Genomic DNA, 25,937 nt, shown 5'->3' with positions numbered 1-25,937 from the left:
AATTTATTTAAAATTTAATTTTTACAAGCCTATAAAGCGGGTCATATCTAAATGTTATCAAATTTTGTAAAATCCCAAATATACACATAAAAGTTATAAAACTACTGCCTCCATAGCTAAAAAACGGAAGCGGAATTCCAACAACTGGTGCAAACCCTATAGTCATTGATACATTTACTCCAACATAAATAAAAATCATCGAAGCTAGTCCAACTGACATAACTATGGTAAAATAATCTTTTTTTCTCCAATACACTATACTAAAAAGATGAATTATAAGCAAAAAATAAATTAGCATAAGTGCAGTTCCACCGATAAATCCAAATCTTTCTATGGTGTATGCAAATATAAAATCGCTTGTTGCAATTGGTAAAAATTTAAATTTTGTCTGTGTTACTTCGTCTTTTGGTTTACCGTTTATCCCGCCGCTTCCTATTGCTATGATTGATTGTTTTACTTGATAACTTGGTTCTTTTGATATAAAATCTGTTATACGTTTTTTTTGATAATCATGAAGATTTTCATATATTATTGGTGATAAAATTCCTGCAATTACAATGAGCGATATCCATATCTTTTTATTTACTCCAACTACGAAAAGTATACTGTATCCAACTAAAAATAGTATAAGTGCAGTCCCTAAATCAGGCTCTTTTAAAATTAAAACAAATGGTAAAATTATATAAAAACTTATTTTTATAAAATCTTTTAAACCATACCCATCTTCTTCTGGCGGCTTTTGCTTTATTATATATGCTAACATCAATAAAAATGCAGGCTTCATAATTTCGCTAGGTTGTATTGTAAAATGAACAAATGGAATTTCCAGCCATCTTTGTGCACCAAGCTTACTAACTCCAATTATATCAACACTAAAAAGTAAAATTATATTTACCCAATAAACTAGCGGTATCAACCACTCAAGTTTTTTAATGGGAATTAAAAAAAATAGCATAAAACACATAGCTCCAATGCCAAAATATACAAGTTGTTTGCTAGCTAACATATCATTTGCGTCTGAAACTAGTATATAAGATAAAATTATTATTGGTATTATTAAAATTACTTGAATATAATCAAAATGTGTTAAAATACGCTTGTCAAGTCTTATCAAATTTTGCCTTTTTTGGCAAATTATACCATAAAGAGAGTTATAGTGAAAGAAATTTATGCAACAATTAATGATGAAAGATTAGATATTTTTTTATCTCGTGTTTTAGATATATCTAGAAATCAAATTACAAATTTGATAAAAAATGCAAATGTAAAAGTAAATGATATTTTGGTTTTAAAACCATCTTTTAAAATAGAAGAAAATGATAAAATAAACATAAATTTTCCGCAAAAACAAGATATTATCTCAGATATAAAAGTAGATTTTGATATAGAGGTTATTTATGAAGATGATGATTTGCTTGTGATAAACAAACCGCCAAATTTGGTCGTTCACTCGGCTCCAAGTGTAAAAGAGCATACTTTGGTTGATTGGTTGGTTCAACGAAAAACTTTGCTTTCAAATATAAATGGAGAAAATAGACCAGGTATTGTTCATAGATTAGATAAAGGAACAAGTGGCGTTATGGTTGTTGCAAAAAACAACATTGCTCATGAAAAACTAAGCTTACAACTTCGAGATAAAACAATGGGTAGAATTTATCTAGCACTTTGTGATTATGCATTAAAAGAAAATTGTATAGTTGAAAAGCCAATTGGTAGAAATCCATCAAATAGGCTTAAAAAAGGCATTGTAGAAAATGGAAGATATGCAAAAAGTGCATTTGTAAATGTATTTAGTAATGGAAATATAAATTTAATAGCAGCAAAATTATTTACCGGTAGAACTCACCAAATAAGAGTTCATTTAAGCTCAATATCAAGGCATATTTTAGGCGATAATTTATACGGATTTAAGAGCGATAATGATAAAATAAGCAGAGTAATGCTTCATGCATTTGAAATTTATTTTATCCATCCAAGCACAAATTTACCTATGAGTTTTTGTGCTAGTTTGTATAGTGATTTTTTAGATTTAATTAAAATTGACAAGGAGTTTTTAGATGAAAATTTGCAAATACCTAATATCAGGAATTTGTTTTGCGATATTTCTAAATGGGTGTGCCACAAAAGTACCAAATAGCACAAATCCTAATCTACCGGTAGTTGAAAATATAAAAACTATAAGCGATATGACAGAAATTGCTTTTGAATGGTCATCTCTTGGTAGCAATGAAAATATAGAAGGATTTTATTTATATAGAAAAGATAGTAATTCTAATGGTTTTAATATAGTCGCAAATATAAAAGATAGATATGCCACTCATTATGTCGATACCCAGTTATCTCCTGAAAGAACATATGATTATATGATGAAATCATATGATGCTTCAAATAACGCTTCTAGTCAAAGCGAGATTGTCAGTGTTAGAACGCAAAATTTAATAGAATCTGTTCCATTTGCTCAAACTATACAAGGTTTGCCAAATAGAGTTAAAGTTCTTTGGAGACCACATCCTGATTTAAGAGTTGATAGCTATATAATAGAAAGAAGCGAAGTTGGCAGCGATAGTTGGAAACAAATAGCTGAGATAAAAGGTAGATTAAATGCAGAATATATCGACAAAAAAGTTGATGCCGGTAGATCTTATAAATATAGAATTAGCGTAAAAACTACTTCTGGTATAATATCAAGACCAAGCGAAATTTTTAACGCTCAAACCAAACCAAAGCCATATCCAGTTACAGGGCTAAACGCAACAAATTCAGAACCTAAAAAAATAGTTCTTAATTGGGATTCTAATACAAACGAAGATTTTTCGCATTATAATGTTTATGCTAAAAGTAGTAAATTATTACCATATAAGCTAATTGCTAGTACAAAAACAAATTCTTATACAGATTTGGTAAATGAAAATGGTGCCACAAAAACATATGTAGTAACAGCTGTTGATACAACTGATTTAGAAAGCGATAAACAGCCTCAAGGCGTTGTTGGAAGCACACTATCTGCTCCAAAAAGCCCAGTTTTTACAAGGGCTGATTATACTGGTGGTGCAGTTATGTTAGCTTGGGATCCAAAAGACGATAAAACCGTGAGTTATGTTTTAAAAAAAAGTAGTAGTGATAAAGAGAGTATTTTTGAGCTAAGCGATACAACTTATGCAGATAGCGATTTAACGATAGGTGAAACATATAAATATAAGATTATTGGGATTGATGAGTATGGAATAAACTCTCAAGAATCTGATGAAGTTACTATTTTGGCTAAATAGATGCCAAATTTTGTTGCCAGTTCTATAAATAAACCTAAATTTCCTTTTGTTATACACGATATTAATTTTTTGTGGAGTGCAAAAAGTAAATTTGATGATATTGTTTTAGTTAAAATTGAAAATGAAGAGTTTTTCATAACGATAAAAAAAAGAAAAAATGACTTTGTATTAAAAGGCGAAAAGATTACTAGACCAGCAAAAGTTGGACTTTTGCAAAAAGCACTGAGTGTTTTTAAAGACGAGTTTTGTAAAGATATATTAAGCGATACAATAGCTATTAAAAAAAATAGATTAGTAAAACAAACCCCGCTTTTAGTTGATGAAGAGTGTCTTTTAAATTTTCTTGATACAATAAAATTTAAAAAGATTTTTATAGAAATTGGCTTTGGATCAGGTAGGCATTTGCTTTATCAAGCTAGAAAAAACGAAGATACTTTGGTAATTGGTATAGAAGTTTATAAGCCTTGCATAGAACAAGTTGCAAAGCTTGCAATGGTTGAAAATTTAAATAACATTTTGCTTTTAAATTCGGATGCTAGAATTATTTTTTCTTTGATTAAAACTGGCAGTATAGACAAAGTTTTTATGCATTTTCCGGTTCCTTGGGAAAAAGCAGAACATAGAAGAGTTATATCTGAAAATTTTGCAAAAGAAACTAAAAGAATTTTAAAACAAAATGGTAAATTTGAATTAAGAAGTGATGACAGGGATTATATTGATTTTAGTATAAAACATTTTCTAAATTTACCTCATTCAAATTTAGAAATACAAAAAGATATAAATTTGCAAATTAGCAGCAAATACGAAGATAGATGGAAAAAACAGCAAAAAAATATATATGATATGTTTTTTACAAATTTAGAAAAAAATGTTTTTGAAGATATAAAATTTGATATGGATTTTGATGGAAAGTATGATATTTTGGCTATAAAAAATAGTTTTAAAAATATAACTATAAAAAAAGAAAGTTATTTTGTGCATTTAGAAAATTGTTATGAAAAATCAGATGATGAAATTTTAATAAAACTTTCTTTGGGTGCATTTTATAAACCAGAACATTGCTATATTTTTATTAGTTCTAAAAAATGTGAATATTTTATAAAAAAACCACTAGCAACAAAGGAAAATTTTATGGCACATATGGCTTTAAAGGAGTTTTTAAAAAAATGCCACATCCTATAATAAAAACAGAAAATTTACTTCTTGGTTACGAAAAAGATGATATTGTTATAAATAGTGCAAATTTAGAGATATTTCCGAATGATTTTGTTTTTATAACAGGACAAAGCGGAAGTGGAAAATCCACAATATTAAAGTCTTTTTATGGAGAAATGGTTCCTAAAAAAGGTATGTTAAATGTTTGTATGTATGATTTAAACAGTATCAATAAATCAAATTTGAATGCATTAAGACGAAAAATAGGCATTATATTTCAAAACTACCGCCTTATAAACGAGTGGAGTGTTGAGCAAAATGTTATGTTGCCACTTATCATAAAAGGTTTTTCTAAAAATACTTGTAAAAAACAGAGCACAAAGCTTTTAAATCATGTGAATATGCTACACAAAGCCGATAAATATCCTTTTGAATTAAGTGGCGGAGAGCAGCAAAGAGTTGCTATGGCTAGAGCGTTAGCTCATAATCCTATGCTTATTTTATGCGATGAACCAACCGGAAATTTAGATGATTATTCAAGCGATATTATATGGAGTTTGTTAAGATCGGCAAGAGAGATGCTTGGCGCTACTATCATCGTTGTAACCCACCGCATACCATCACTTTTACGAATGCAATATAGACACTTTACTATAGAAAAAGGAAATGTTAATGAAATCTTTTAAAAGTAATATGAGTGTGTTTTTGCCTTTATTTATCTTGCTTTTTTCATTTGAATTTTCTTTTAATGCAAAAAATATAGTAAAAAATTATGAAATGGCTATGAATAAAGATTATAACATCATAGTTGTATCTAAAAATGATATAAATGAGACTATACTTAAAAAAGAAATTTATACATTTCAATCAGCTAATAAACTAACTACTGATTCGATACTAGATAAATTAAAAGAAGATATATCTTCAAAAAATTTATCTATTTTAAAAAACTCACTTCCAAATTTTTATTCTATAAAGTTAAATGCTTTTCCTAGTACAAAATATATGAATGAAGTTAAAAGTAAGCTTTTAAAAATAGACGGAGTTACTAGAGTTGAAACTTTTTCTAAAACTCACGATAAGATATATAAATTTCTTTTGATTTCTAAGTATTTTTCATATATTTTTACATCTTTAATAACGCTAATAGGCTTGATGCTTATATATAAACAGATGAAAATTTGGATATATGAACACAGGGAAAGAATAGATATAATGTCTCTTTTTGGGGCTGCTTTTTGGCTAAAAGGAGGTAGTTTATATAAAATGGTTTTTATTAGCTCTTTGCTTTCTAGTGCATTTGTTATACTATTTTTTGTAATTATTTTTAATCTAGAAAGTGTTAAAAACGCATTTTTTGAACTTGCCATTATGCTTCCTGAGATAAACATACTTCATGATTTTTCTATCCTTTTTGGTATATCATTGGCACTTACATTAATTGCTGTAAGTTTTGTTATGATAAAAACATCTAGGTCTAGTGTATGAAAAAAGCTATATTTCTTTTTTTTGCTGTTTTTATCTGTTTTTGTGGGGCTGCAACTTCAACAAAAGATAAAATTGCAGATAAATCAAATACCCTTAAATCAACACAAGAGTTAGAAAAATCTCTTAATAAAAAATTAGAAGAACTTGCAAGTGATATCGTAGTTGGCGAAAAAAATATAGCATTAACAGATGATCAGATTAAAAAATTAGAAAATCAAGTTGAAGAGTTAAAACAAAAATCAACTCTTGAATTAAGCGAACTTGATAAACTTACAAAACAAAACTCAGATCTTATACGTAGTAAGCAAAATATGGAAGAAATGATGATTCGCATAATTGCAGAAAATTTCTCTTTTGATTTACTTTCCGGAGATGATATAGAAGAGAGCGAAGAAAGTATCATAAGTAGGGAAATAGTTTCAAATTTAAGCAAAGATATGAAATCTAAATTTGAACAACTTGCAAAAAATTATGAGGAAACTACAAATTTAATAAAAACTCAAAATTCAAAGATAAACAATATAAAAAATAGCCTAAAAGAGTATGAAGATAAAAAAAACGAACTTACAATAACAAGAAAAAAACGCTCAGACGCACTTGAAAAATCAAAAAAAGATAAAGATATATATCTTTCTAGACTTACAAAACTTCAAGCACAGCAAGATGAACTTAGAAAAACTCTTGAGAAGTTAAAAATTTTAAGTGCAAAAGAAGATGAAGAAAAAAAGAGAAAACAAGCAAAAGAGAGTTTAAAATCATCAAAATCTAAAAACTCATCAGATAATGATATTAGAATAGTTGGTTCAAGTTATAAAAAAGGCAATGTTAAAAAATACACCGGATCAAAAACTATATCACCGCTTGAAAATTTCACAGTAAAACAGAAATTTGGTAATTATGTTGACTCCGTTTATAACATTAAGATATTTAATGAATCAGTAGTTCTTTCTTCAAATGAACCAAATGCGAAAGTAAGAAGTGTTCTTGCTGGAAGAGTTGTTTTTGCAAAAAATACAAGTGTTTTAGATAATGTTGTGATAATTGAAAATCCAAACGGTATACATACGATATATGCACATCTTTCTCAAATAGCCCCTACTATAAGTGTTGGCAGTAAAGTTTCCAAAGGTTATACGATAGGAAGAGTTAAAAGAGATTTGACATTTGAAGTTACCCAACAAAATTATCATATTGATCCTCTTGAAATGATTTCTTTTTAAATTATATAAATTTAAACCATTTTTTGATAAAATTAAAGGTTAATTAGGAGTAAAAAATGGATAAGAAAAAAAGAATACTTGTTAAATTTTCAGGTGAAGCACTTGCTGGAACAACTGGTTTTGGTATAGATGTTTCTATACTTAAACAAATTTCACTACAGATTAAAGAGCTTGTTTTAAACGATATTGAAGTTAGCATAGTAATTGGCGGAGGCAATATCATAAGAGGTGTAAGTGCCTCGGCTGGCGGCATTATAAAAAGAGCAAGCGGAGATCATATGGGTATGCTTGCAACTGTAATAAATGCAATTGCTATGAGAGAAGCTTTAGAAAATGCAGGAATGGATGTTAGAGTTCAAAGTGCAATAAAAATGGAAGCGATATGTGAAACTTTCATTTTAGGTAGAGCTCAAAGACATTTAGAAAAAGGTCGTGTTGTTATCTTTGCAGCAGGAACGGGTAATCCATTTTTTACAACGGATACCGCAGCAACTCTAAGGGCTATAGAAATAGAAGCGGATCTTATAATAAAAGCCACAAAAGTAAATGGTGTATATGATAAAGATCCAAACAAATATGAAGAAGCGAAGTTGCTAAATGTTTTAAGTTATGAAGATGCAATGAAAGATAACATTAAAGTTATGGACGATACTGCCATTGCTTTAGCAAAAGACAATAACTTGCCAATAGTAGTATGTAATATGTTTAAAGATGGAAATTTGCTTAAAATTACAAATGGTGATTTTAGTGAGTGTTCTATTGTAAGAAATTTAAATCAGGAGATATAATGAGAACAGAACAAATAGTTTCAAAAGCACTTTTAAATTTTGATGGAGATAGATACAAGCTTTCACTTGCCGTTGCAAAAAGAGCAAAAGCTCTTTCTATGGGAGCAGCTCCACTTATAGAAACTGACACTAGAAAAATGAAATTTACAGATATTGCTATCATGGAAATAGCTGATGGAAAAGTTAAAATAGAGGCGAGCGTTGAAGCAAAAAAATAGCGGACTGTTTTTAGGAGATCTTTTAGAAGAATTGTCTAATTGTAAAGATCTTGATTGCGCTAAATCAATACTATTTAGCTTTTGTACCACAAGCGATAAAGTAAAAGAAGCTGTTGAGTTTTGCATAAAAGCACATGATGGGCAAACTAGAAAGAGTGGCGAACCCTATGCTGTACATCCTATATTAGTAAGTACTATAGTTGCTTATATGGGCGGCGAAGAAAGTATGGTGCTTTCTGCTTTGCTTCACGATGTTATAGAAGATACTTGTTGTGAATTTGAACAGATAAAAGCTAAATTTGGACTAGAAGTTGCAAATTTAGTAGAAGGACTTACAAAAATAGTAGAAATAAGAGATGATCAACTCATAGATGCTAATTCAAATGAAAGAATGGCTAGATCTGCTCTTAGTTTTAGAAAAATGCTTTTAGTATCCATTCAAGATGTTAGAGTTTTGGTTATTAAGCTTTGCGATAGACTTCATAATATGTCTACAATCGATGCATTAGCTCCAGAAAAACAGATAAGAATAAGTGAAGAAACTCTTATGGTTTATGCGCCTATTGCACATAGGTTAGGAATTTCTTCTATAAAAAATTTACTAGAAGACATGAGTTTTAAACATGTTTTACCAAATGAATACGCTAAAATAGACGGCTTTATTAATAAATTTAAACAACAACTCCAGTTAAAACTAAATAGTTTTAGCGATGGATTATCTGAAATTTTGCTTAAAAACGGCTTTGGCGAAAATGATTTTATGATAGAAAAAAGATTGAAGCACTATTATTCTATATATTTAAAAATGCAAAGAAAAGGAATTTCTATAGAAGAAGTTTTAGATCTTTTAGCTGTTAGAATTTTGGTTAATGAGCCAAAAGATTGTTATTTAGCCCTAGGTTGTCTTCATACAAATTTTAGCCCTTTGATATCTAGATTTAAAGACTATATCGCACTTCCTAAGCAAAATGGATATCAGACCATCCATACAACTCTTTTTGTTGATAAAGCTATAATTGAGGCTCAAATTAGAACTTTTGATATGCATAAAACAGCAGAATACGGAGTTGCGGCACATTGGAAATATAAAGATGGCGATAAACTTCCAAAACCACATCTTGAGTGGCTTGGTGATATATCTACTACAAATCAAGAAGATGAAAACCCAGAAGAGCTTTATGAATACGCAAAAGATAGCTTATATGTAGAAGATATAAATGTTTTATCGCCAAAAGGCGAGATTATAACCCTTCCAAGAGGTGCAACTGCACTTGATTTTGCATATGAAATACACAGCGAAGTTGGTCTTCACGCAAAAGAAGCATATATAAACAAAAGTAGAGTTCCGCTTCTTGCTGAGCTAAAAAATGGCGATTTTGTAAAAATAGTAACAGATGAAACTCCAAGATATAGATGTTCTTGGTTAAATAATGTAAAAACAGGTAAAGCAAAAGCTGCCATTAGAGGATTTTGTAAGCAAAAAATAAAAGATATAAATAATTTTGTGGCTATTAATATACTTTGTGCTACATTTAATACAAAAAAAAGAAACATTTTAAGATGGATAGAAAATGAAAATTTGGGAAAAAAGGTTTTTAAGGTTGCAAGCGATTCTGTATTTTTTCAAGATGTTGTAAATGCTTTAAAAAAATACCCAAGACAAAATATGACATTTTCTTTAAATTTTGGCAACAAATACGAGATAAAAAAACAAAAATTTGATAATATAGTTGTTTATTCTAACTATAAAATAAATGATGTAGAGTTTGATTATTGCTGTAATCCAAAAAGAGGGGATGATATAATAGGTTTTAGAAACTCTCATAGCGTTATAGTCCATCATAAACTTTGCGAAAGAGCAGCAAAGCTTATGCAAAGCGGAAAAGAGATGATTTTTGTAAAATGGACTAGAAATGCACCTCTTAGATACAAAATAATAGCTAGTTTAGAAAATAAAAGAGGTTCATTAGCTTCATTTTTAACATTTCTTGTTAAAATGCAAGTTGATTTAGTTACAATCACATTAAAAGAAAGCTACGACAAACAGGCCGATTTTTTCGAACTTACTATAGAAGTTAATGAAAATATGGATGTAAATGATATAAGGGATAAAATTAAAGATAGATATAAGATAGTTGAGTTTATATCGCTTAAAGATGCTTATTCTGAGTGAAAAAAAGGGGTAATATTATGAATATACAAGAAATTATACAAGAGTTAAAAAGAGGTGTTGCAGAAATAATTGATATGGAGCGCATAGAGTTCTTGATAAAAAGATTTTATGATAAAAATGAGAATTTTTATGTGAAAATAGGTCTTGATCCAACTGCGCCTGATTTACATCTAGGGCATACAGTTGTTCTTCAAAAAATGGCATTTTTACAAAAACACGGCGCTATAATTCAGTTTTTAATAGGCGATTTTACTGCTCAAATAGGCGATCCAAGCGGAAAAAGTGAAACTAGAAAAAAGCTTGATGTAAAAACTGTGCTTAAAAATGCTAAAACTTATGAAGAGCAAGTTTTTAAAATTTTAGATTCAAGTAAAACTGAGATTAAATTTAATTCAAATTGGATAAATGATATTGGTGCTAGCGGTATGATAGAGCTTGCTAGCACTTTTAGTGTTGCTAGAATGCTTGAAAGAGAAGATTTTACAAAAAGATTTAAAAGCGGCATAAGTATATCTATAAGCGAATTTTTATATCCACTTTTACAAGGATATGATAGCGTTGAGATGAAAAGCGACATAGAAATGGGCGGAACTGATCAGAAATTCAATCTTTTGATGGGTAGAACTTTACAAAGAATTTATAATATCGGAAAAGAACAAGCCATCATTATGATGCCTTTACTAGAGGGTTTAGATGGTGTAAATAAGATGAGTAAAAGTCTTGGAAATTACATTGGGATTACAGAAGATCCAAATACTATGTATGGCAAACTTTTAAGTATAAGTGATGATTTAATGTGGAGATATTATGAGCTTTTAAGTGAAAAAAGCATATCTCAAATACAAGAAATCAAAAATGGCGTAAAAAATGGCAATATCCATCCAAAAAATGCAAAAGAGGCTTTAGCTTTAGAAATAACATCTAAATATCATGGCGAAAAAGCTGCAAATTTGGCAAAAATAGAGTTTGATAATGTTCATAGTAAGAATGAAATTCCAACTGAAATTCAAAGCTTTACAATAAAAGAAAATCCAGTTTGGATAGTTAAAGCTTTAGTTGAGTGTAAAATGTGTGCTACAAATAGTGAAGCAAGAAGAAAAATTGCAGAAAATGCAGTAAGTATAAATCAAAGTAAAATTTCAGATGATAAAATGGAGCTTAATGCTGGCGAGTATGTATTACAAATAGGCAAAAAAAGTTTTGCTAAATTAAAGGTTGTATAATGAGTTTTTCGAGCTTAAAAATAGGAAAATATGAGATAAAATTTCCGATAATTCAAGGTGGAATGGGGCTTGGTATAAGCTGGGATAAACTTGCTGGAAATGTTAGTTTAAATGGAGGTCTTGGTGTAATAAGCTCTGTTGGAACAGGATACTATGAAAATAAAGCTTATATTGATAAAGAGATAAACTCAAAACCATATAATAGTGAAAATTTTTATTCATCTAAAGCCTTAAAAAAGATTATAGAAAATGCTAGAAAAATTTGCGGAAATTTACCTCTTGGCGTAAATGTAATGTGTGCTGCAAATGATTATGAAAGAATTGTTAAAGATGCTTGCGATGGAGGGGTAAATGTTATAATTTCAGGAGCAGGTCTTCCTACAAATTTACCAGAATTTACTAAAGATTTTGCTCATGTTGCTTTAGTGCCAATTGTATCTTCAGCAAAAGCATTAAAGATAATTTGCAAAAGATGGAGTGGAAGATACAATAAAATTCCAGACGCTGTTGTTTTAGAAGGTCCAAAAAGCGGAGGTCATCAAGGTTTTACTTATGAGCAATGCATTGATCCTGAGTATCAATTAGAAAAACTTATACCTCAAGTTAAAGAAGAGATAAAAAATTGGGGAGATTTTCCTTTGATAGCAGCTGGCGGTATTTGGGATAAAAAAGATATAGAAAATGCTATAAGTCTTGGTGCAAATGGCGTGCAAATGGCAACAAGATTTATTGGCACTCATGAGTGCGATGCCCATATTAATTTTAAAGAGACTATATTAAATGCAAAGCAAGAGGATATAGAGCTCATAAAATCTCCTGTTGGATACCCGGCAAGAGGCATTAGAACAAATCTTTTAAATTTAGTAGATAAAAGAATTGGTCCAAAAATACAATGTATTAGCAACTGCGTTGCACCTTGTCATAGAGGCGTTGAGTCAAAAAAAGTAGGGTATTGTATAGCAGATAGACTTTATGATGCATATGCCGGTGTTAAAGAAACCGGGCTGTTTTTTACAGGTGCTAACGGGTATAAATTAAAAGAGATAATAAGCGTAAAAGAGCTATTTAAAAAGTTAATAGATGGTGAAAATTCTTAAAATAGTATCTATACTATGCTTTAGTTTTTGTTTGTGTTTTGGCGCATTTGCTGATGATATAAAAGCTTTTGATACTAAATTTGATTCTTCGTCAGAAAGTATAAAGCTAAAATATTATCACTCTATGAAAAATATCTATATTCAATCAATCATAAAAGATGATAAAAATTTAAAGATTGATGCATTAAAAAGATTGATTACAAGTTCTAAGGCATTAGGTATGGATTATGCAGATTATGAAAAAGAACTTGCTAGTCTTGGTATTAGTGATGAAAAAAAACAAGCGGTTTTTGAAAATAAAAAGCAAAATATAGTTAAAAAAGTAGAAAAAAAATCCAAAGATGATGATAAGCCAGATACTATATTAAGACTTTTAGAGGTAGCTAAGATTGATAATGCTATAAGATTAAAATTTAATAGACCTCCGCTGAGTAAAGAAGTTAAAGAGTTTAATTTAAACAATAAAACCACAAATCGTTTTGTTATGGATTTTAGTGGGATTTTGATTGGAAAATCAAGAAATATTGAAAATTATATAAATGATGAAGTTCGTGTGGCACAATTTGACAAGCAAACCCTAAGAGTTGTTTTTAGCGATAGAAATAAAGTTGAGTATAATATATCTAGAAAAGATAATTATATATTTATAACATCAAATAAAAAAATTACCACCAATTCATCAAAAGATAATAAGGCAAAAGCAAAAGTAGTCACTCAAAAAAAAACAAACAGTTCTGCAAAGACAGAAAAAAAACAGACTGCATCATCTAAAATAAAAAGATCTTCAAAACTTATAGTTTTAGACGCAGGACATGGTGGAAAGGACTCAGGAGCTGTTGGAAATGGATTTTATGAGAAAAATATAGTTTTGCAAGTTGCATTAAAAACAGGTAAAATTCTTAAAAATATGGGTTATGAAGTAGCTTATACAAGAACTAATGATAAATTTATAAATCTTAGAGATAGAACAAATCTTGCTAATGACAAAGCTGCAAGTTTGTTTATATCAATACATGCAAATGCTGCACCAAACTCTAAAAAAGCAAAATCAATGAATGGTGTTGAGACATTTTTCTTAAGTCCTGCAAGAAGTGAGCGAAGTATGAATGCAGCTGCGTTGGAAAACAAATCCGATATAGAAGAGATGAATCACTTTTCAAAAATGACTTTTTTAAATTTCTTAAATAGAGAAAAAATTATCTCATCAAACAAACTTGCAATAGATATCCAATCAAATATATTAAGTTCTCTTAAAACAAAATACAAAGTAAGTGATGGCGGTGTTAGAGAAGCACCATTTTGGGTTTTGGTTGGAGCTTTAATGCCGGCTGTTTTAGTTGAAATTGGATACATCACTCATCCAACAGAAGGTAAAAGACTTGCAAATGATGCGTATCAAGATGCTTTGGCAAAAGGTATAGCAAAGGGTATAGAGGATTATTTTATAAAAACTTCTTTATAATATTAATTTTTAAATGTTTTTATATATAATCATAAATTTAATACACTAAAAAGATATAAAATGATAGAAGTTAAAAATTTAATTAAATATTACGGCGATATAAAAGTTATAAATGATGTTAGTTTTAGTGTAAAACAAGGCGAGATTTTTGCCCTTGTTGGACATAGTGGGGCTGGTAAAAGCACTTTGCTTAGGTGTTTAAACGGACTAGAAAGTTATCAAAATGGAAGTGTAAAGATAGATAACAAAGAGATAAAAGAGCTAAAAGAAGAAGAGCTTCGCAAATTTAGAAAAGATGTTGGTATGATATTTCAATATTTTGCGTTAATGAGTAGAAAAACTGTGTTTGAAAATATCGCAACGCCGCTTGTTTTTTGGAAATATGACAAAGATTATATAAAAAAAAGAGTAAATGAACTTTTAGATATCGTTGGATTAGAGCATAAAATGAACTCATATCCTAAAGAGCTTAGTGGTGGACAAAAGCAAAGAGTTGCCATAGCTAGGGCTTTAGCATTAAATCCTAAAATTTTACTTAGTGATGAAGCAACTTCCGCACTTGATCCAAATACTACAAAACAAATTTTAGAACTTTTAAAAGATATAAACTCAAAATTTGGCATAACTATAATCATAGTTACACATGAAATGGAAGTTGTAAAAACAATCGCACATAATGCTATTTTACTAAAAGATGGAGTTATTACAAATAAAGGTAAGGTTCATGAACTGTTTTTAAAACCTGATGAGAATATGCGAGAGTTTTTAGGCGAAGAGATGATTTTACCAGATAGTGGTATAAATATAGCACTTTACTTTCCAAAAGAAGTAGCATTTGAATGCGTGATAACATCAATGGCAAGAGAACTTGATGTAAATTTTAATATCGTTTGGGGCAAAATCGAGCAGTTAAGCGACTTAGTTTTAGGACATTTAGTTATAAATGTTGAGCCGCAGCACAAAGAAAAAGTTGTAAATTTCATCAAAAAAACAGGTGTTTTATGGGAAATTTTAGAGTAAATTTTGATATCAACTTCGACTTTATAATGATTAAAAAATTAAATAGATAAGGCATTAAATGAAAAAAACTATGATATTTTTAAGTATAATTTTAGCCCTATTTTTCTTATATCCGTTTTTTGCGGGCGAGAGCATTTTTGAGAGCATGGATACAGCATTTTTTAAAGATGAGCCGTTTTTTGGAGCTCTTTTTGATAGCTTTGGAGTTAGTTTAAAAGAAATTTTAGGTGATAAAACTTATCAAATTGCTATTGATATTTTACTAGTTGCAACTTGGGAAACTTTATATATGAGCATTACTTCAACATTTTTTGCTTCCATCATAGGAATTGCACTGGCTATAATTCTTGTTTTAACTAGACAAAATGGATTAATGGAAAATGCAAAAGTATATTTTGTTCTTGACATAATAGTAAATACGCTTAGAAGTTTTCCTTTTATAATACTCATCATAGTTCTTTTTCCGCTTGTTCGCCTTATAATTGGCACAAGTATAGGAACAGACGCTGCTATCGTGCCACTTACTATAGGCACAGCTCCTTTTATGGCAAGACTTATAGAAAATGCTTTAATAGAAGTTGATAGTGGTATAGTTGAAGCTGCAAAAAGTTTTGGTGCTAGTAAAATGCAAATAATTTTTAGAGTTATTTTAGTTGAAGCAGTTCCAACTCTTATAAATGTTATAACTTTAAGCATAATAGTAGTTATCGGTTTTTCTGCTATGGCTGGAACTCTTGGTGGCGGAGGACTTGGTGATGTTGCTATAAGATATGGTTTTCAAAGATTTAGAGCAGACATAATGACATACACTGTTATTATACTTATAGTAATGGTTCAAATTTTCCAAAGTATGGGGGATTTGATTTATAAAAAAGTAAAAAGATAGTATATTTATATAAATTTAAGAATAAATTTATTACAATCATAAAATTATTTTTAAAAAGGAGATATTATGAAATCAGATATGTCTGACATGTATGAAATGTGTCGTTGTTTAGCCATGCGTTGTCGAAAGACTTTTTAGTCAAACACTTAAAATTCCTTTAAGTGTTTGAGATTTTAAACATTTAAAGGAATTTTATGAAAAGATTATTTCTTATTCTGTTTATAGTCTCAAATTTAAGTTTATATGCACAAAAATTAGCTGTTGGCACTTTGCCTATTTCTCATGGTCATATTATAGAGTTTATAAAACCACTAAGTTTTGATATAGAAATAAAAGAATTTAATGACTATTTTATATCAAACTACGCTCTTGAAAATGGCGAGATATATTTGCATTTTGGTATAGGTCTTCCTTATATGAAAGAATTTAATCCAAAAAATACTACGCATATATTTCCATTAGATATTGTTATTATAAATATGAATTATGTTCTAGGAGTAAATTTAAATCCAAAAAGAGATACTCTTGCCTTAAAAGATAGAGAAAATACTCATGTAAATTATCTTATAGTAAAAGAATGTAGTGAAAATTTACAAAGCTAAAGAATTTATAAAAATACAATATAATTAGTATATTTTAAAGGAGAAAAATATGAAAAAAATCGTTTTTAGTTTAGTTTTATCGTTTTTAGTAGCCGGTTTTGCCAATGCTGCTGAAAAAATAGTAGTTGGTGCCACACCTGTGCCTCACGCTGAAATTCTAGAAGTTATCAAGCCCGAACTTGCAAAAGCTGGATATGATTTGGATATAAAAATATTTAATGATTATGTTATACCAAATGTTGCAACAGATAGTGGCGAGTTAGATGCAAACTTTTTTCAACATTTGCCTTATTTAGAGGAATTTAACAAAAATAAAGGCACAAAATTAGTTAGCACAGCTTCTGTTCATATAGAGCCAATGGGTGTTTATAGTAAAAAGATAAAAGATTTAAATGAGCTTAAAAAAGGTGCAAAAGTTAGTATCCCAAATGATCCTACAAATGAGAGTAGAGCTTTGGATGTTTTAGCAACTGCCGGACTTATCGAGCTAAGTAATGCGACTTTAAAAACGCCACTTGATATAACCAAAAATCCTAAAAATCTTAAATTTATAGAGATAGAAGCAGCTAGTCTTCCTAGAACGCTTGATGATGTTGATATATCAGTTATTAATACAAATTATGCACTTAGCGTAGGTTTAAATCCTAAAAAAGATGCCCTAGCTTTAGAAAGCAAGGATAGTCCTTATGCAAATATAGTTGTGGTTAATGAAAAAAACATTGATAGCAAAAAAACCAAAGCGTTAAATCAAGCTATACAAAGCGAAGCTGTGAAAAAATTCATAGATGAAAAATATAAAGGTGCGATAATTCCTGCTTTTTAACTTCATATAGATAGTCATTTTTTTGACTATCTATTTAAATTCCAATCATTTATCATTATTAACTACAATCTCGTTTTATTTTTTAAAATGAGGTAGTATGTGAAAAACAAAGAATCCGGTCTTATTATGATAATTTCGGCACTTTTTGTTGCGTTTTATAACTTTACATTTTTTACAAATGTTGCATCTGTTTATAATATAAGAGAAAATTTTATATATTTTATTTCTATGGTTGTAATTCTTTTTTCGTTTAGTGTTTTCTTTTTTACTCTTTTTAGCTCAAGATACACAACAAAACCTATACTTATTTTTGTGATTTTAGTTTCATCTATGGCGGCTTATTTTATGGATAATTATAACATTGTTATTGACGATACAATGCTTACAAATGTTTTTCAAACAAACACCTCAGAAACTGCTGATTTGCTTAGTATAAAGTTATTTTTATACATTATATTTTTAGGCATAATTCCATCTATTTTTATTTATAAATTTGATATAAATTATTCAAATTTTAAAACTTTACTTTTTTCAAAGTTAAAAATTTTAAGCATTTTTTTGATTATCATAGTTGTAACTATGCTTAGTTTTTCTAAATTTTATACATCTTTTTTTAGAGAACACAAGCCTTTAAGATATAGCATAAATCCATTTTATTGGATTTATAGTGTAGGGGATTTTAGCGCTAAAACTTTGAAAAGTGGCAATAATAATTTTGTAAAATTAGGTAAGGATGCAAAGATAATAGAAACAAATCAAAATGATAAAAATGATGAGAAAAAAGAGCTCATCATAGTTGTTGTTGGAGAAGCTGCTAGAGCCGATCATTTTAGTTTAAATGGCTATGAAAGGCAGACAAACCCGCTTTTAAGTCAAGAAAACATTATAAATTTTCCAAATTTTACAAGTTGTGGCACAAGCACGGCAGTTTCTGTGCCTTGTATGTTTTCTGCTTTAGGGCGTGATGATTTTGATATAGAAGAAGCTAAAAATCAAGATAATGTTTTAGATATTTTATCTAGGGCTGGAGTTGAGGTTTTATGGATAGATAATAACTCTGATTCAAAAAATGTCGCAACTAGAATGCAGTATGAGAATTTTAAAACTAATCAAAATAACAAAATTTGCGATGATGAAGAGTGTCGTGATATCGGAATGCTTGACGGGCTTGATAAATTTATAGATAAAAATAAAAACAAAGATATCTTAATAGTGCTTCATCAAATGGGAAATCACGGACCAGCTTATTTTAAAAGATATCCAAAAGAATTTGAGAAATTTACTCCAGTTTGCAATAGTAATGATTTTCAAGAATGCGATCAACAAAGCATAATAAATGCCTATGATAACGCTATTTTATATACTGATTATTTTTTAAGCGAGGTTATAAAATTTTCTAAAAAATACTCAAAAACGTATGAAAATGCTGTGATTTATATGAGTGATCATGGCGAAAGTTTAGGTGAAAATAATATCTATTTACATGGTTTGCCATATGCCATAGCTCCACAAACTCAAAAACATGTGCCAGCTTTTATATGGCTTGGCGATGGTTTTTTTGATGTTGATAGTAAAAAACTTAAAGAAAAGGCTAAAAACGGAGAGTTTTCACAAGACTATTTATTTCATACTTTGCTTAGTATTTTTGAAGTTCAAAGCGAAATTTATGATAAAAATTTGGATATATTAGATGGTGTCAAAAAATAGCATTTTTATAACAAGTTTTTTGCTAGTTTTAGTAATTTTACTATTTGAATACACAGATATAGACATTATGGTTCAAAATCATTTTTATGATATCAAAAATGGTTGGCTAGTTGATAGAAACGATAAAATTTTATATTTTATTTTTTATAGCGGTGTTAAAAAAGCTATTGTAATTTTTGGTGTTATTTTGTCTTTTATAGCAGTTTTTTATAAAAAATTAAAGCTAAATTTAGCAAATTTGCTCATAGTTTTGTTATCTTTATACATAGTTCCTTCAACTGTTAGTTTATTAAAAAAACAGACAAATATGCCTTGTCCTGTCGATCTTGAAATATATGGCGGAAGTTATCCGGATATAGGATTGTTTGAACGATATCCAAAAGAATCAAATTTTAAAAGAATATCTTGTTATCCAGCAGGACATGCAAGTGGTGGATTTTCGTTGCTTTCTCTTGTGTTTTATGCAAGAAAAAAAGAACAAAAGCGGTTGTTTTTGTTCTAGCTCTTACCTTAGGTTGGACAATGGGACTATATAAGATGATGATAGGAGATCACTTTTTAAGCCACACCATTGTCTCAATGCTAATGGCATGGCTTGAAATTTTGATAATTTCTAAACTAGTTTATAAGAAATTTAATAAACTTAGTTTTGATTATCCAAAAAATCAACCGCAAATTTAACAGCTTTTGGGCAAATTTTAGAAAAAAGATTTTGATTTATTATCTCTTTTAATTCATCTTTTTTACTCAAATCATATCCTAGTATATCTTTGCATTCAAGGCTTTTAAACTCGTTTATAAATTTTTTATCAAATTTAGCTTTTAAATCTTTTGCATTTTTGCATTTTAGTCCTATTGCCATATAAGCCCCAACTACGGCACCACAAGTTTTTCCACAATACATTCCACCCTCAAAACATGTGCTAATGTTTTTTATCATTTCTGTTGATAAACAATCGCCGCAAATTTGATTTAGCACTATTTGCGTGCAGTTTTGCCCACATCCAAAAGCAGTTCTAGCTTCTTCTTCTGTCATTTTTTTCTCCTTTTATTTTTCTAATGCACCACCACAGCTAGATCCAGCGCCGGCAACGCATCCAAGGCAGTGTTGTTTTAAAATGATTTTATTACTAACTTTGCTAATGTTTTGTAAATTCTCATTTAAGCAAAGCCCTAGCATTTGATTGAAATCGCAATTGTAAATTTTCCCATCAAAACCAACTGAAATTTGATTTTTACACATTAAATTTGAGATATTTGTTTCGTTAAAATTATTTTCTAAAAGCCTCATATATTCATCAAATTTACCATTTTTTTCTAGTTCATTTTTAAATCTACCAATTGGCATATTTGTTATGGTAAAAAGATGGCTAAAAACTATGCCGTAGTTTTCTAAAAGCGTTTTTTTATAATCTTTTTCGAGCTCATTTTGATTTCCAGGTAAAAATGCACCACCTGGATTATAAACTAAATTTAGCTCCAAATTTTTACCATATCCTAGCGAATTTAGCTTTTTTAAAATTTTTATAGATTTTTGAAAAACTCCATTTCCACGCTGTTTATCGACATTTTCTTTTGTATAACAAGGAAGACTTGCGATAAGAGTTATGTTGTTTTGTGCGTAAAACTCAGGCAAATGCTCATACTCTTTTGTATCAAGGATAGTTAAATTTGTTCTAACGATGATTTTTTTCGCAAAATTTTTTAAATTTTCTATGATATAGATAAAATTATCATTCATTTCAGGTGCACCACCTGTTAAATCCAGCGTTTGAAAGTTATTTTCTTTAAAAGTTTTTATGACTAAATCCGCTGTTTTTTTATCCATCGTATTTACGCCTTTTGGATTTGCTTCAACATGGCAGTGATGGCACGCAAGATTACATAAATTTCCTAAATTCACTTGCATAATTTTAAATTTATCCACACTTAAATCACTTTTTAAAAACTCATCTACTCTCAAAATACACTCCTTTTATAAAATTTAAACTTCATTATGTTTTTTAGATAGTTTTTGCTCGGTGTTTCGCAAATTCCTAAAAACTCACTTGTTAAATGTTTTACATTTTTTATGCCATTTTTTTGAAAATTTCCAGCACAAGTTGCACAGTAAGTATAGACATTTTCGGCATTTTTTTCTTTTATAATTTCTATGCCATTTTGATATATTTTTGGCTCATATTTTTTTGCAAGACCGCCCATTCCACAACAATTTACCTTTTTAAAGGTGTTTTCAAATATTATATATTTTTTAAAATTATCAAATATTTCTTTTGTAAATTTATCAGGACAGGGAAAAAAGAGATTGATTTTTTCTTCTATGATTGACATAAGCCCAAGTTCTTCGAGTTTTGAGTAAATGCTTGAAATTTTTATGTCATCAAATTTATGGTGATTTTTAAAAAAATAATAACAATTCGGACACGCTGTGATGATTTTTTTAACGTCTTTTTTATCAAAAAGTTCTCTAAGATGATTTTTTGTTTTGTTAAATTTTAAATTTGCTTCATAAAGCGGTTTTCCGCAGCAATCAATACTAAAATCAATTCCGTATTTTGCTAAAAGTTTTATCAAATACTCAGTTGTTTTTGGGAAATATCCAGGAAAATTACATCCAAAAAACATAATTTCTTTGCTTTGCTTTTCTGAGTTGTTTGCGTAAATATATGGCGATTTAAACGGACTTTGTTTAGTGAAATTTAAGTAGCTAAATTTCTTTGGTTTTTGTTTTCTAAGATACAAAGAAATTTCTACTCCGTCTATATCAGCAGGACAAACTTGCGTACAAATGTCGCACAAAAAACAGCTATAAGCTAAATCTGGACGATTATAAAAATCAGCTAAATTTAACTCATATTTGGTTAAAAATTCGCATTTTTTAGTGCAAGCCGAGCAGTTTATGCAGTTTTGTAAATTTCTAGGAATTTGCATTATAAAACCTTATGATTTTTTCTTGTTTTACGCCCAGTTTAAACATAAGTCTGCAAAGCTGCATTTTTATCATAGTTTTGATTATCCCATTGCTTACAAAACGACGCGAACTCGTCATTATAGTGCCATTTGTATTTGTAAATTTAAACCATTTTTTCTTAGCTCTTAAACTAAAATCATAATCCTCCATTATCTCAATTTCCCTAAATCCACCAAGAGTATAAAAAATTTCTTTTTTCATAAACATTCCTTGATCGCCAAATGCGATACCGCCAAGTTTAAGTCGTAAATTTGACATAAAAGCACATATTTTCATCAAAAATTTGTCGTTATCAAATTTTATTTTAAACGCACCAAGTAGATTTGTTTTTAAAAAATTTTCAATCTTTAAAATGCTGTTTTTCTCTATTTTGCTATCTGCGTGCAAAAACCAGATGATGTCAAATTTAGCGTGTTTTACGCCATAATTCATCTGAGCGGCTCTGCCTTTTTTACATCTAAAAAGTTCAAAGCTTAGCGTATTGTAGTTTTGCTTATCGCCACTTACTATTATGATTTCAAACTCGCCTTTTAAATTTTCGAATTGTTTTAAAAATTGATTTAAATTTCTTTCTTGATAAACTGGCACTATGATGCTAACCATTTTTTTAAATTTCCTATGAATTCGCTACTTAGATAATATTTAATTTTTTCATACGAAGGACTTTTTATGCCAGAAGTTTTGCTTTGTGCGTATGCAAACGCACACCAAGAAAAGCCGCGAAATAGGGTAAATTTATAGTATTTTTTAAATAATTTTTCACCGAAATTTAAAATTTTGCTATATTCGTTTAAAAATATATCTATTTGTTTTTCACTCAAAATAGTGTCACTTTTAAAAAATGTAGTTGTTGGAACTAGAAAATGTGCTAAATCCTGTTCTTTATCGCCTATTAGCGGCTTTTCCCAATCTATTATATATGAGTTTTTCCCTATAATGAAATTTGAGTTATTTAGCTCAGTATTTATCACGCTTTTGCTTGTTATGTCATCATTTAATCCCATACTTTTTAAACTAGTTTTAAAAGTATTAAGCATATTTAAAATTTCATCATCTTTGTCTTTGAAATTTTCATACACGCTTGACATTTTTTTGCACTCATCAAACATAGCTAAAAACGGCTTATTTGCCACTTTTAAATTTGATTTATCTGATTTAAAAGAGTGAAGTTTTGAGAGCAAATTAGCAGCTATTTTTAAATCTGTTTCATAGTTTAGCACTCTCCCATTTAAATACTCCATACTAAATCCGCCAAGTGGTAAAAATACGCTTTTATCAAAAAATTCATAAACTTTTGGAGTTATATTTAATGGCTCTAAAAATTTAATAGCGTTGTATTCGTAAAGACTGGGATTTTTGACATCTATTTGTGAGCCCATTTTGATTCTTAGCACTTTTTTAATGCCTTTTGTTTCGTATATGAAATTTGCATTATATTCGCCTTGTGCTAAAAATTTAGTTTTGCTATTTGTTATATAGTCGGCTATATCGCCCATTGTATCGATATCTGAAATTTCTGGCGTTAAACCATAGCTTAAATTTTTATCATTTAAAATTTCAATTGTATTTTTTAAAACACTATTTGTGCTAAATTTTTCTAACTTAAAAATATCGTCTCTTGAGCTTTTTAGCCCTATTAAAGAGTATCCGCCGTCATTACTTGGCGATAATACGACATTTTTATTATCCAAAATATCAAATGCTAAATTTAAGATATCTTTGTTTAAATTTATCAAATCAGAACCTATTAAGATGACTTTTTTATATCCTAAATTTAACACTTCTCTTAGTGCATTTGACATTTTTTCGCCTATATTTTCGCCTTGCTGTTTTTTAGTGTCAAAATTTTCAAACTCATACTCCCCATCAAGGTATATGAAAATTTTTACATCAACGCTAGATAAAATTTCTAAATTTTTTTTGATTAAATAATTTTGTAAATTTGCAGCATCATCTTTACTCATAAAAGAATACAACCGAGTTTTACAAAAGCCCGAAATAGGAGCTTTTGTAAATAAAATGACAGCGTTTGTCATTTAACTAGATTGTAGTTATAGTTTTTAACGCCATCTGCATTAAAGACATTTTTAATGCCTTTTTCTTCGAGTTTTTTAGCAGCTTGACCGCTTTGTTTTCCTGTGTTGCAGTAAAAAATGATTTTTTTGCCATTAAGGCTTTTAAATTTATCCATATTTGCATCAATGTCAGCCAAAGGAATGTTTAATGCACCATCTATATGACCTGCATCAAATTGATCTTTTATCCTAACATCTATGATAACGCTATCTGGATTACTCATCTCTTTGACAACCTCATCGCCTTTTAGGTATTGTGAGCTTAATTTTGTAGAGTCTCCGCCACCACACGCAACAAAAAACACAGCAGTAATTGCTAAAATTAGAGTTTTTAAACTTTTCATAAAAGTTCCTTGAATTTAGTAAAGACAACCTGTCCTCTAAAAGCGTAAGTATAGCGAATAATGTATTAATTTATATTAAGATTTGTAATATAAAACAAAAAAATATTAAATATTAAGAAATTTTATTTGTATATGATAGTCGCCTAGTAAATCATTATTTTTAAGTTTATTTAAAAAATCAAAAATTATTTTCTATTATTATCTCTTGAATTGTTTTCTCTCCTTTGGTGTAGGCGATTGCACTTATAATATCTCTTTCATTTATGTGCACATTTTCGATATTATGACTATATATGCTTGACTTCGCATTGTTCTTTGCTAAGTTCATTTTTATATTTATCACGCAGGACTAAACTCTTTTCTAAACTATGTACTTCTGGATATGTCATATTTTATTCCTTTAAATTATATTGTGATAAATTTACTCTACAATCTCTATCTAAATTTTGCTTCAAGCTTTTTAGATTTGTTTTGATTAGAGCTTCTAATCTCCAAGGCTTAAGCTGAGAAGCTTCTATGCAAGCCATTATCATATTTTCTTTTGATATAAGGTTTAAGTCTATATCCAGCATTTTTTGCAAGTTGGTTTATAAATATTCTTTGAGTGCGTCCGTTACCTTCGCGGAATGGGTGAAGAGCGTTAAGTTCCATCATAAAATTTGCAGTATTTTTTGCAAATTGATTTAAATCTTTAGAGTTTTTTAAATAATTTTGTTCTTTTAATTCATCAAAAATTATCTTAGAGTATTTTTTAATTTCGTTACCAGGAACAAAATGTTGATTTCCTTTTAGAAATGCACCTTGTAATCCAATATCTGCTCTATCAAATCCAGCAAAGACATATACATATTTAAAAATGAACTTATGAATATCTTTTAAGTGTTGATAGTCAAAATTTCCTTTGATAGGATTAATATCCAAATCGTTGATTTTTTGTATGGTAATAATCCGCTCAAGTCTATTTAATTCTTTTAAATTTTTTGCACCAACTAAATTTGAAGCTAAAAGTTGTCTATCAAATTCGTTTTTAGGAATGCCATTATCCATAAAATTCAATATTTTATCTATCACAATACGCCCCATTCTTTTTTATACTGGGATATAATTTCATCTGCTGTTATCTCTCTTTTTTGTACTCTGATCATATTTAAAATATCTCTTTCATTGGCATACATACTTTCAATAGCAAAGTTGTGTATTGTAGAGTTTATGCTATTGTATTGCTAAGCTCTCTTCTAAACTATGCACTTCTGGATATGTCATATTTTATTCCTTTAAATTATATTGCGATAAATTTACTCTACAATCTCTATCTAAATTTTGCTTAAAGCTTTTAATTTTATAATTTTTCAAGTTCATTGTTATTTACAAGGTTTAAAAACGCACTTTATAATCCTATTTCCATTATATTATTTC

25 protein-coding genes and 3 pseudogenes are annotated in these 25,937 nt (G+C 29.0%); 19 read left to right on the top strand and 9 right to left on the bottom strand.

The window, feature by feature from the left end; translation table 11 throughout:
* Positions 1 to 7 precede the first annotated feature (7 nt).
* Positions 8 to 1,114: an FtsW/RodA/SpoVE family cell cycle protein gene (locus tag CSPT_RS05475; protein ID WP_089182676.1), complete on the bottom strand. Its 1,107-nt coding sequence runs from the start codon at positions 1,112 to 1,114 to the stop codon at positions 8 to 10.
* Positions 1,115 to 1,153: 39 nt separating this feature from the next.
* On the opposite strand from CSPT_RS05475, the gene CSPT_RS05470 reads away from it, so the two are divergent.
* The 19 genes and pseudogenes from CSPT_RS05470 (at position 1,154) to CSPT_RS05380 (ending at position 19,812) form a co-directional block, all read left to right on the top strand.
* Positions 1,154 to 2,137, top strand: coding sequence for an RluA family pseudouridine synthase (locus tag CSPT_RS05470; RefSeq protein ID WP_089183322.1), 984 nt, complete (start codon positions 1,154 to 1,156; stop codon positions 2,135 to 2,137).
* The gene (locus CSPT_RS05465) at positions 2,058 to 3,269 is read left to right on the top strand and encodes a fibronectin type III domain-containing protein (RefSeq protein ID WP_089182675.1); all 1,212 of its coding nucleotides are present in this window, start codon (positions 2,058 to 2,060) and stop codon (positions 3,267 to 3,269) included. The genes CSPT_RS05470 and CSPT_RS05465 overlap by 80 nt, the downstream gene beginning before the upstream one ends.
* Complete coding sequence (gene trmB / locus CSPT_RS05460; protein WP_089182674.1) at positions 3,270 to 4,451, top strand: tRNA (guanosine(46)-N7)-methyltransferase TrmB; 1,182 nt, start codon at positions 3,270 to 3,272, stop codon at positions 4,449 to 4,451.
* Positions 4,436 to 5,110, top strand: a complete 675-nt coding sequence (locus CSPT_RS05455; protein ID WP_089182673.1) for a cell division ATP-binding protein FtsE — start codon at positions 4,436 to 4,438, stop codon at positions 5,108 to 5,110. Before trmB ends, CSPT_RS05455 begins: the two co-directional genes overlap by 16 nt.
* On the top strand, positions 5,097 to 5,912 hold the full coding sequence (locus CSPT_RS05450; RefSeq protein ID WP_089182672.1) for a cell division FtsX domain-containing protein: 816 nt from the start codon (positions 5,097 to 5,099) through the stop codon (positions 5,910 to 5,912). The genes CSPT_RS05455 and CSPT_RS05450 overlap by 14 nt, the downstream gene beginning before the upstream one ends.
* Positions 5,909 to 7,132 (top strand): murein hydrolase activator EnvC family protein, encoded by a 1,224-nt coding sequence (locus CSPT_RS05445; protein ID WP_089182671.1) that lies wholly within the window; start codon positions 5,909 to 5,911, stop codon positions 7,130 to 7,132. The genes CSPT_RS05450 and CSPT_RS05445 overlap by 4 nt, the downstream gene beginning before the upstream one ends.
* Before the next feature lie 56 nt (positions 7,133 to 7,188).
* A complete protein-coding gene (gene pyrH / locus CSPT_RS05440; RefSeq protein ID WP_089182670.1) occupies positions 7,189 to 7,920 on the top strand; it encodes a UMP kinase in 732 nt (243 codons plus the stop codon).
* Positions 7,920 to 8,138 (top strand): DNA-directed RNA polymerase subunit omega, encoded by a 219-nt coding sequence (locus tag CSPT_RS05435; protein ID WP_033916209.1) that lies wholly within the window; start codon positions 7,920 to 7,922, stop codon positions 8,136 to 8,138. Before pyrH ends, CSPT_RS05435 begins: the two co-directional genes overlap by 1 nt.
* The gene (locus tag CSPT_RS05430) at positions 8,122 to 10,311 is read left to right on the top strand and encodes a RelA/SpoT family protein (protein WP_089182669.1); all 2,190 of its coding nucleotides are present in this window, start codon (positions 8,122 to 8,124) and stop codon (positions 10,309 to 10,311) included. Before CSPT_RS05435 ends, CSPT_RS05430 begins: the two co-directional genes overlap by 17 nt.
* A gap of 17 nt (positions 10,312 to 10,328) precedes the next feature.
* Positions 10,329 to 11,534, top strand: a complete 1,206-nt coding sequence (gene tyrS / locus CSPT_RS05425; RefSeq protein WP_089182668.1) for a tyrosine--tRNA ligase — start codon at positions 10,329 to 10,331, stop codon at positions 11,532 to 11,534.
* A complete protein-coding gene (locus CSPT_RS05420) occupies positions 11,534 to 12,631 on the top strand; it encodes a nitronate monooxygenase (RefSeq protein ID WP_089182667.1) in 1,098 nt (365 codons plus the stop codon). The genes tyrS and CSPT_RS05420 overlap by 1 nt, the downstream gene beginning before the upstream one ends.
* Positions 12,632 to 13,178: 547 nt before the next feature.
* Positions 13,179 to 14,093: pseudogene (locus CSPT_RS09505) on the top strand (N-acetylmuramoyl-L-alanine amidase family protein); the annotation flags it as partial.
* A 60-nt stretch (positions 14,094 to 14,153) separates the two neighbouring features.
* Positions 14,154 to 15,113: a methionine ABC transporter ATP-binding protein gene (locus tag CSPT_RS05410; protein WP_089182665.1), complete on the top strand. Its 960-nt coding sequence runs from the start codon at positions 14,154 to 14,156 to the stop codon at positions 15,111 to 15,113.
* Positions 15,114 to 15,171: 58 nt separating this feature from the next.
* Complete coding sequence (locus CSPT_RS05405; RefSeq protein ID WP_089182664.1) at positions 15,172 to 15,999, top strand: methionine ABC transporter permease; 828 nt, start codon at positions 15,172 to 15,174, stop codon at positions 15,997 to 15,999.
* A gap of 194 nt (positions 16,000 to 16,193) precedes the next feature.
* Positions 16,194 to 16,601, top strand: coding sequence for a MetQ/NlpA family ABC transporter substrate-binding protein (locus CSPT_RS05400; RefSeq protein ID WP_089182663.1), 408 nt, complete (start codon positions 16,194 to 16,196; stop codon positions 16,599 to 16,601).
* Between the two features lie 49 nt (positions 16,602 to 16,650).
* The gene (locus CSPT_RS05395) at positions 16,651 to 17,424 is read left to right on the top strand and encodes a MetQ/NlpA family ABC transporter substrate-binding protein (protein ID WP_089182662.1); all 774 of its coding nucleotides are present in this window, start codon (positions 16,651 to 16,653) and stop codon (positions 17,422 to 17,424) included.
* A gap of 99 nt (positions 17,425 to 17,523) precedes the next feature.
* Positions 17,524 to 19,131, top strand: coding sequence for a phosphoethanolamine transferase (locus tag CSPT_RS05390; RefSeq protein WP_309543846.1), 1,608 nt, complete (start codon positions 17,524 to 17,526; stop codon positions 19,129 to 19,131).
* A complete protein-coding gene (locus CSPT_RS05385; RefSeq protein WP_089182661.1) occupies positions 19,115 to 19,633 on the top strand; it encodes a phosphatase PAP2 family protein in 519 nt (172 codons plus the stop codon). The genes CSPT_RS05390 and CSPT_RS05385 overlap by 17 nt, the downstream gene beginning before the upstream one ends.
* Entirely contained in the window at positions 19,537 to 19,812 is a 276-nt protein-coding gene (locus tag CSPT_RS05380) for a phosphatase PAP2 family protein (RefSeq protein WP_161492217.1), read from the top strand. Before CSPT_RS05385 ends, CSPT_RS05380 begins: the two co-directional genes overlap by 97 nt.
* Here CSPT_RS05380 and CSPT_RS05375 read toward each other — a convergent pair.
* The 8 genes and pseudogenes from CSPT_RS05375 to CSPT_RS09500 all read right to left on the bottom strand — a co-directional run bounded on the left by CSPT_RS05375 (position 19,775) and on the right by CSPT_RS09500 (position 25,784).
* Positions 19,775 to 20,167 (bottom strand): C-GCAxxG-C-C family protein, encoded by a 393-nt coding sequence (locus tag CSPT_RS05375; protein WP_089182659.1) that lies wholly within the window; start codon positions 20,165 to 20,167, stop codon positions 19,775 to 19,777. The two genes, CSPT_RS05380 and CSPT_RS05375, sit on opposite strands and share 38 nt — an antisense overlap.
* A gap of 12 nt (positions 20,168 to 20,179) precedes the next feature.
* On the bottom strand, positions 20,180 to 21,094 hold the full coding sequence (gene arsS / locus CSPT_RS05370; protein ID WP_235610050.1) for an arsenosugar biosynthesis radical SAM (seleno)protein ArsS: 915 nt from the start codon (positions 21,092 to 21,094) through the stop codon (positions 20,180 to 20,182).
* Positions 21,091 to 22,062: a heterodisulfide reductase-related iron-sulfur binding cluster gene (locus CSPT_RS05365; RefSeq protein ID WP_089182658.1), complete on the bottom strand. Its 972-nt coding sequence runs from the start codon at positions 22,060 to 22,062 to the stop codon at positions 21,091 to 21,093. The genes arsS and CSPT_RS05365 overlap by 4 nt, the downstream gene beginning before the upstream one ends.
* Positions 22,049 to 22,705, bottom strand: coding sequence for a TIGR04283 family arsenosugar biosynthesis glycosyltransferase (locus CSPT_RS05360; RefSeq protein WP_089182657.1), 657 nt, complete (start codon positions 22,703 to 22,705; stop codon positions 22,049 to 22,051). The genes CSPT_RS05365 and CSPT_RS05360 overlap by 14 nt, the downstream gene beginning before the upstream one ends.
* Positions 22,690 to 24,138 carry a TIGR04282 family arsenosugar biosynthesis glycosyltransferase gene (locus CSPT_RS05355; protein WP_089182656.1) on the bottom strand — a complete coding sequence of 483 codons (1,449 nt, stop codon included), beginning with the start codon at positions 24,136 to 24,138 and terminating at the stop codon, positions 22,690 to 22,692. The genes CSPT_RS05360 and CSPT_RS05355 overlap by 16 nt, the downstream gene beginning before the upstream one ends.
* Entirely contained in the window at positions 24,135 to 24,521 is a 387-nt protein-coding gene (locus CSPT_RS05350) for a rhodanese-like domain-containing protein (protein WP_089182655.1), read from the bottom strand. Before CSPT_RS05350 ends, CSPT_RS05355 begins: the two co-directional genes overlap by 4 nt.
* 392 nt (positions 24,522 to 24,913) lie before the next feature.
* Positions 24,914 to 25,592 (bottom strand): annotated as a pseudogene (locus CSPT_RS05340) (Fic/DOC family protein).
* Positions 25,589 to 25,784, bottom strand: a pseudogene (locus CSPT_RS09500) (hypothetical protein). Before CSPT_RS09500 ends, CSPT_RS05340 begins: the two co-directional pseudogenes overlap by 4 nt.
* Positions 25,785 to 25,937 lie beyond the last annotated feature (153 nt).

The sequence above is a fragment of the Campylobacter sputorum subsp. sputorum genome, from assembly GCF_008245005.1.
Classification (GTDB): domain Bacteria; phylum Campylobacterota; class Campylobacteria; order Campylobacterales; family Campylobacteraceae; genus Campylobacter_F; species Campylobacter_F sputorum.
The sequence above is the reverse complement of the archived record's forward strand: the minus strand, read 5'-3'. Positions and strand labels throughout refer to the sequence as shown.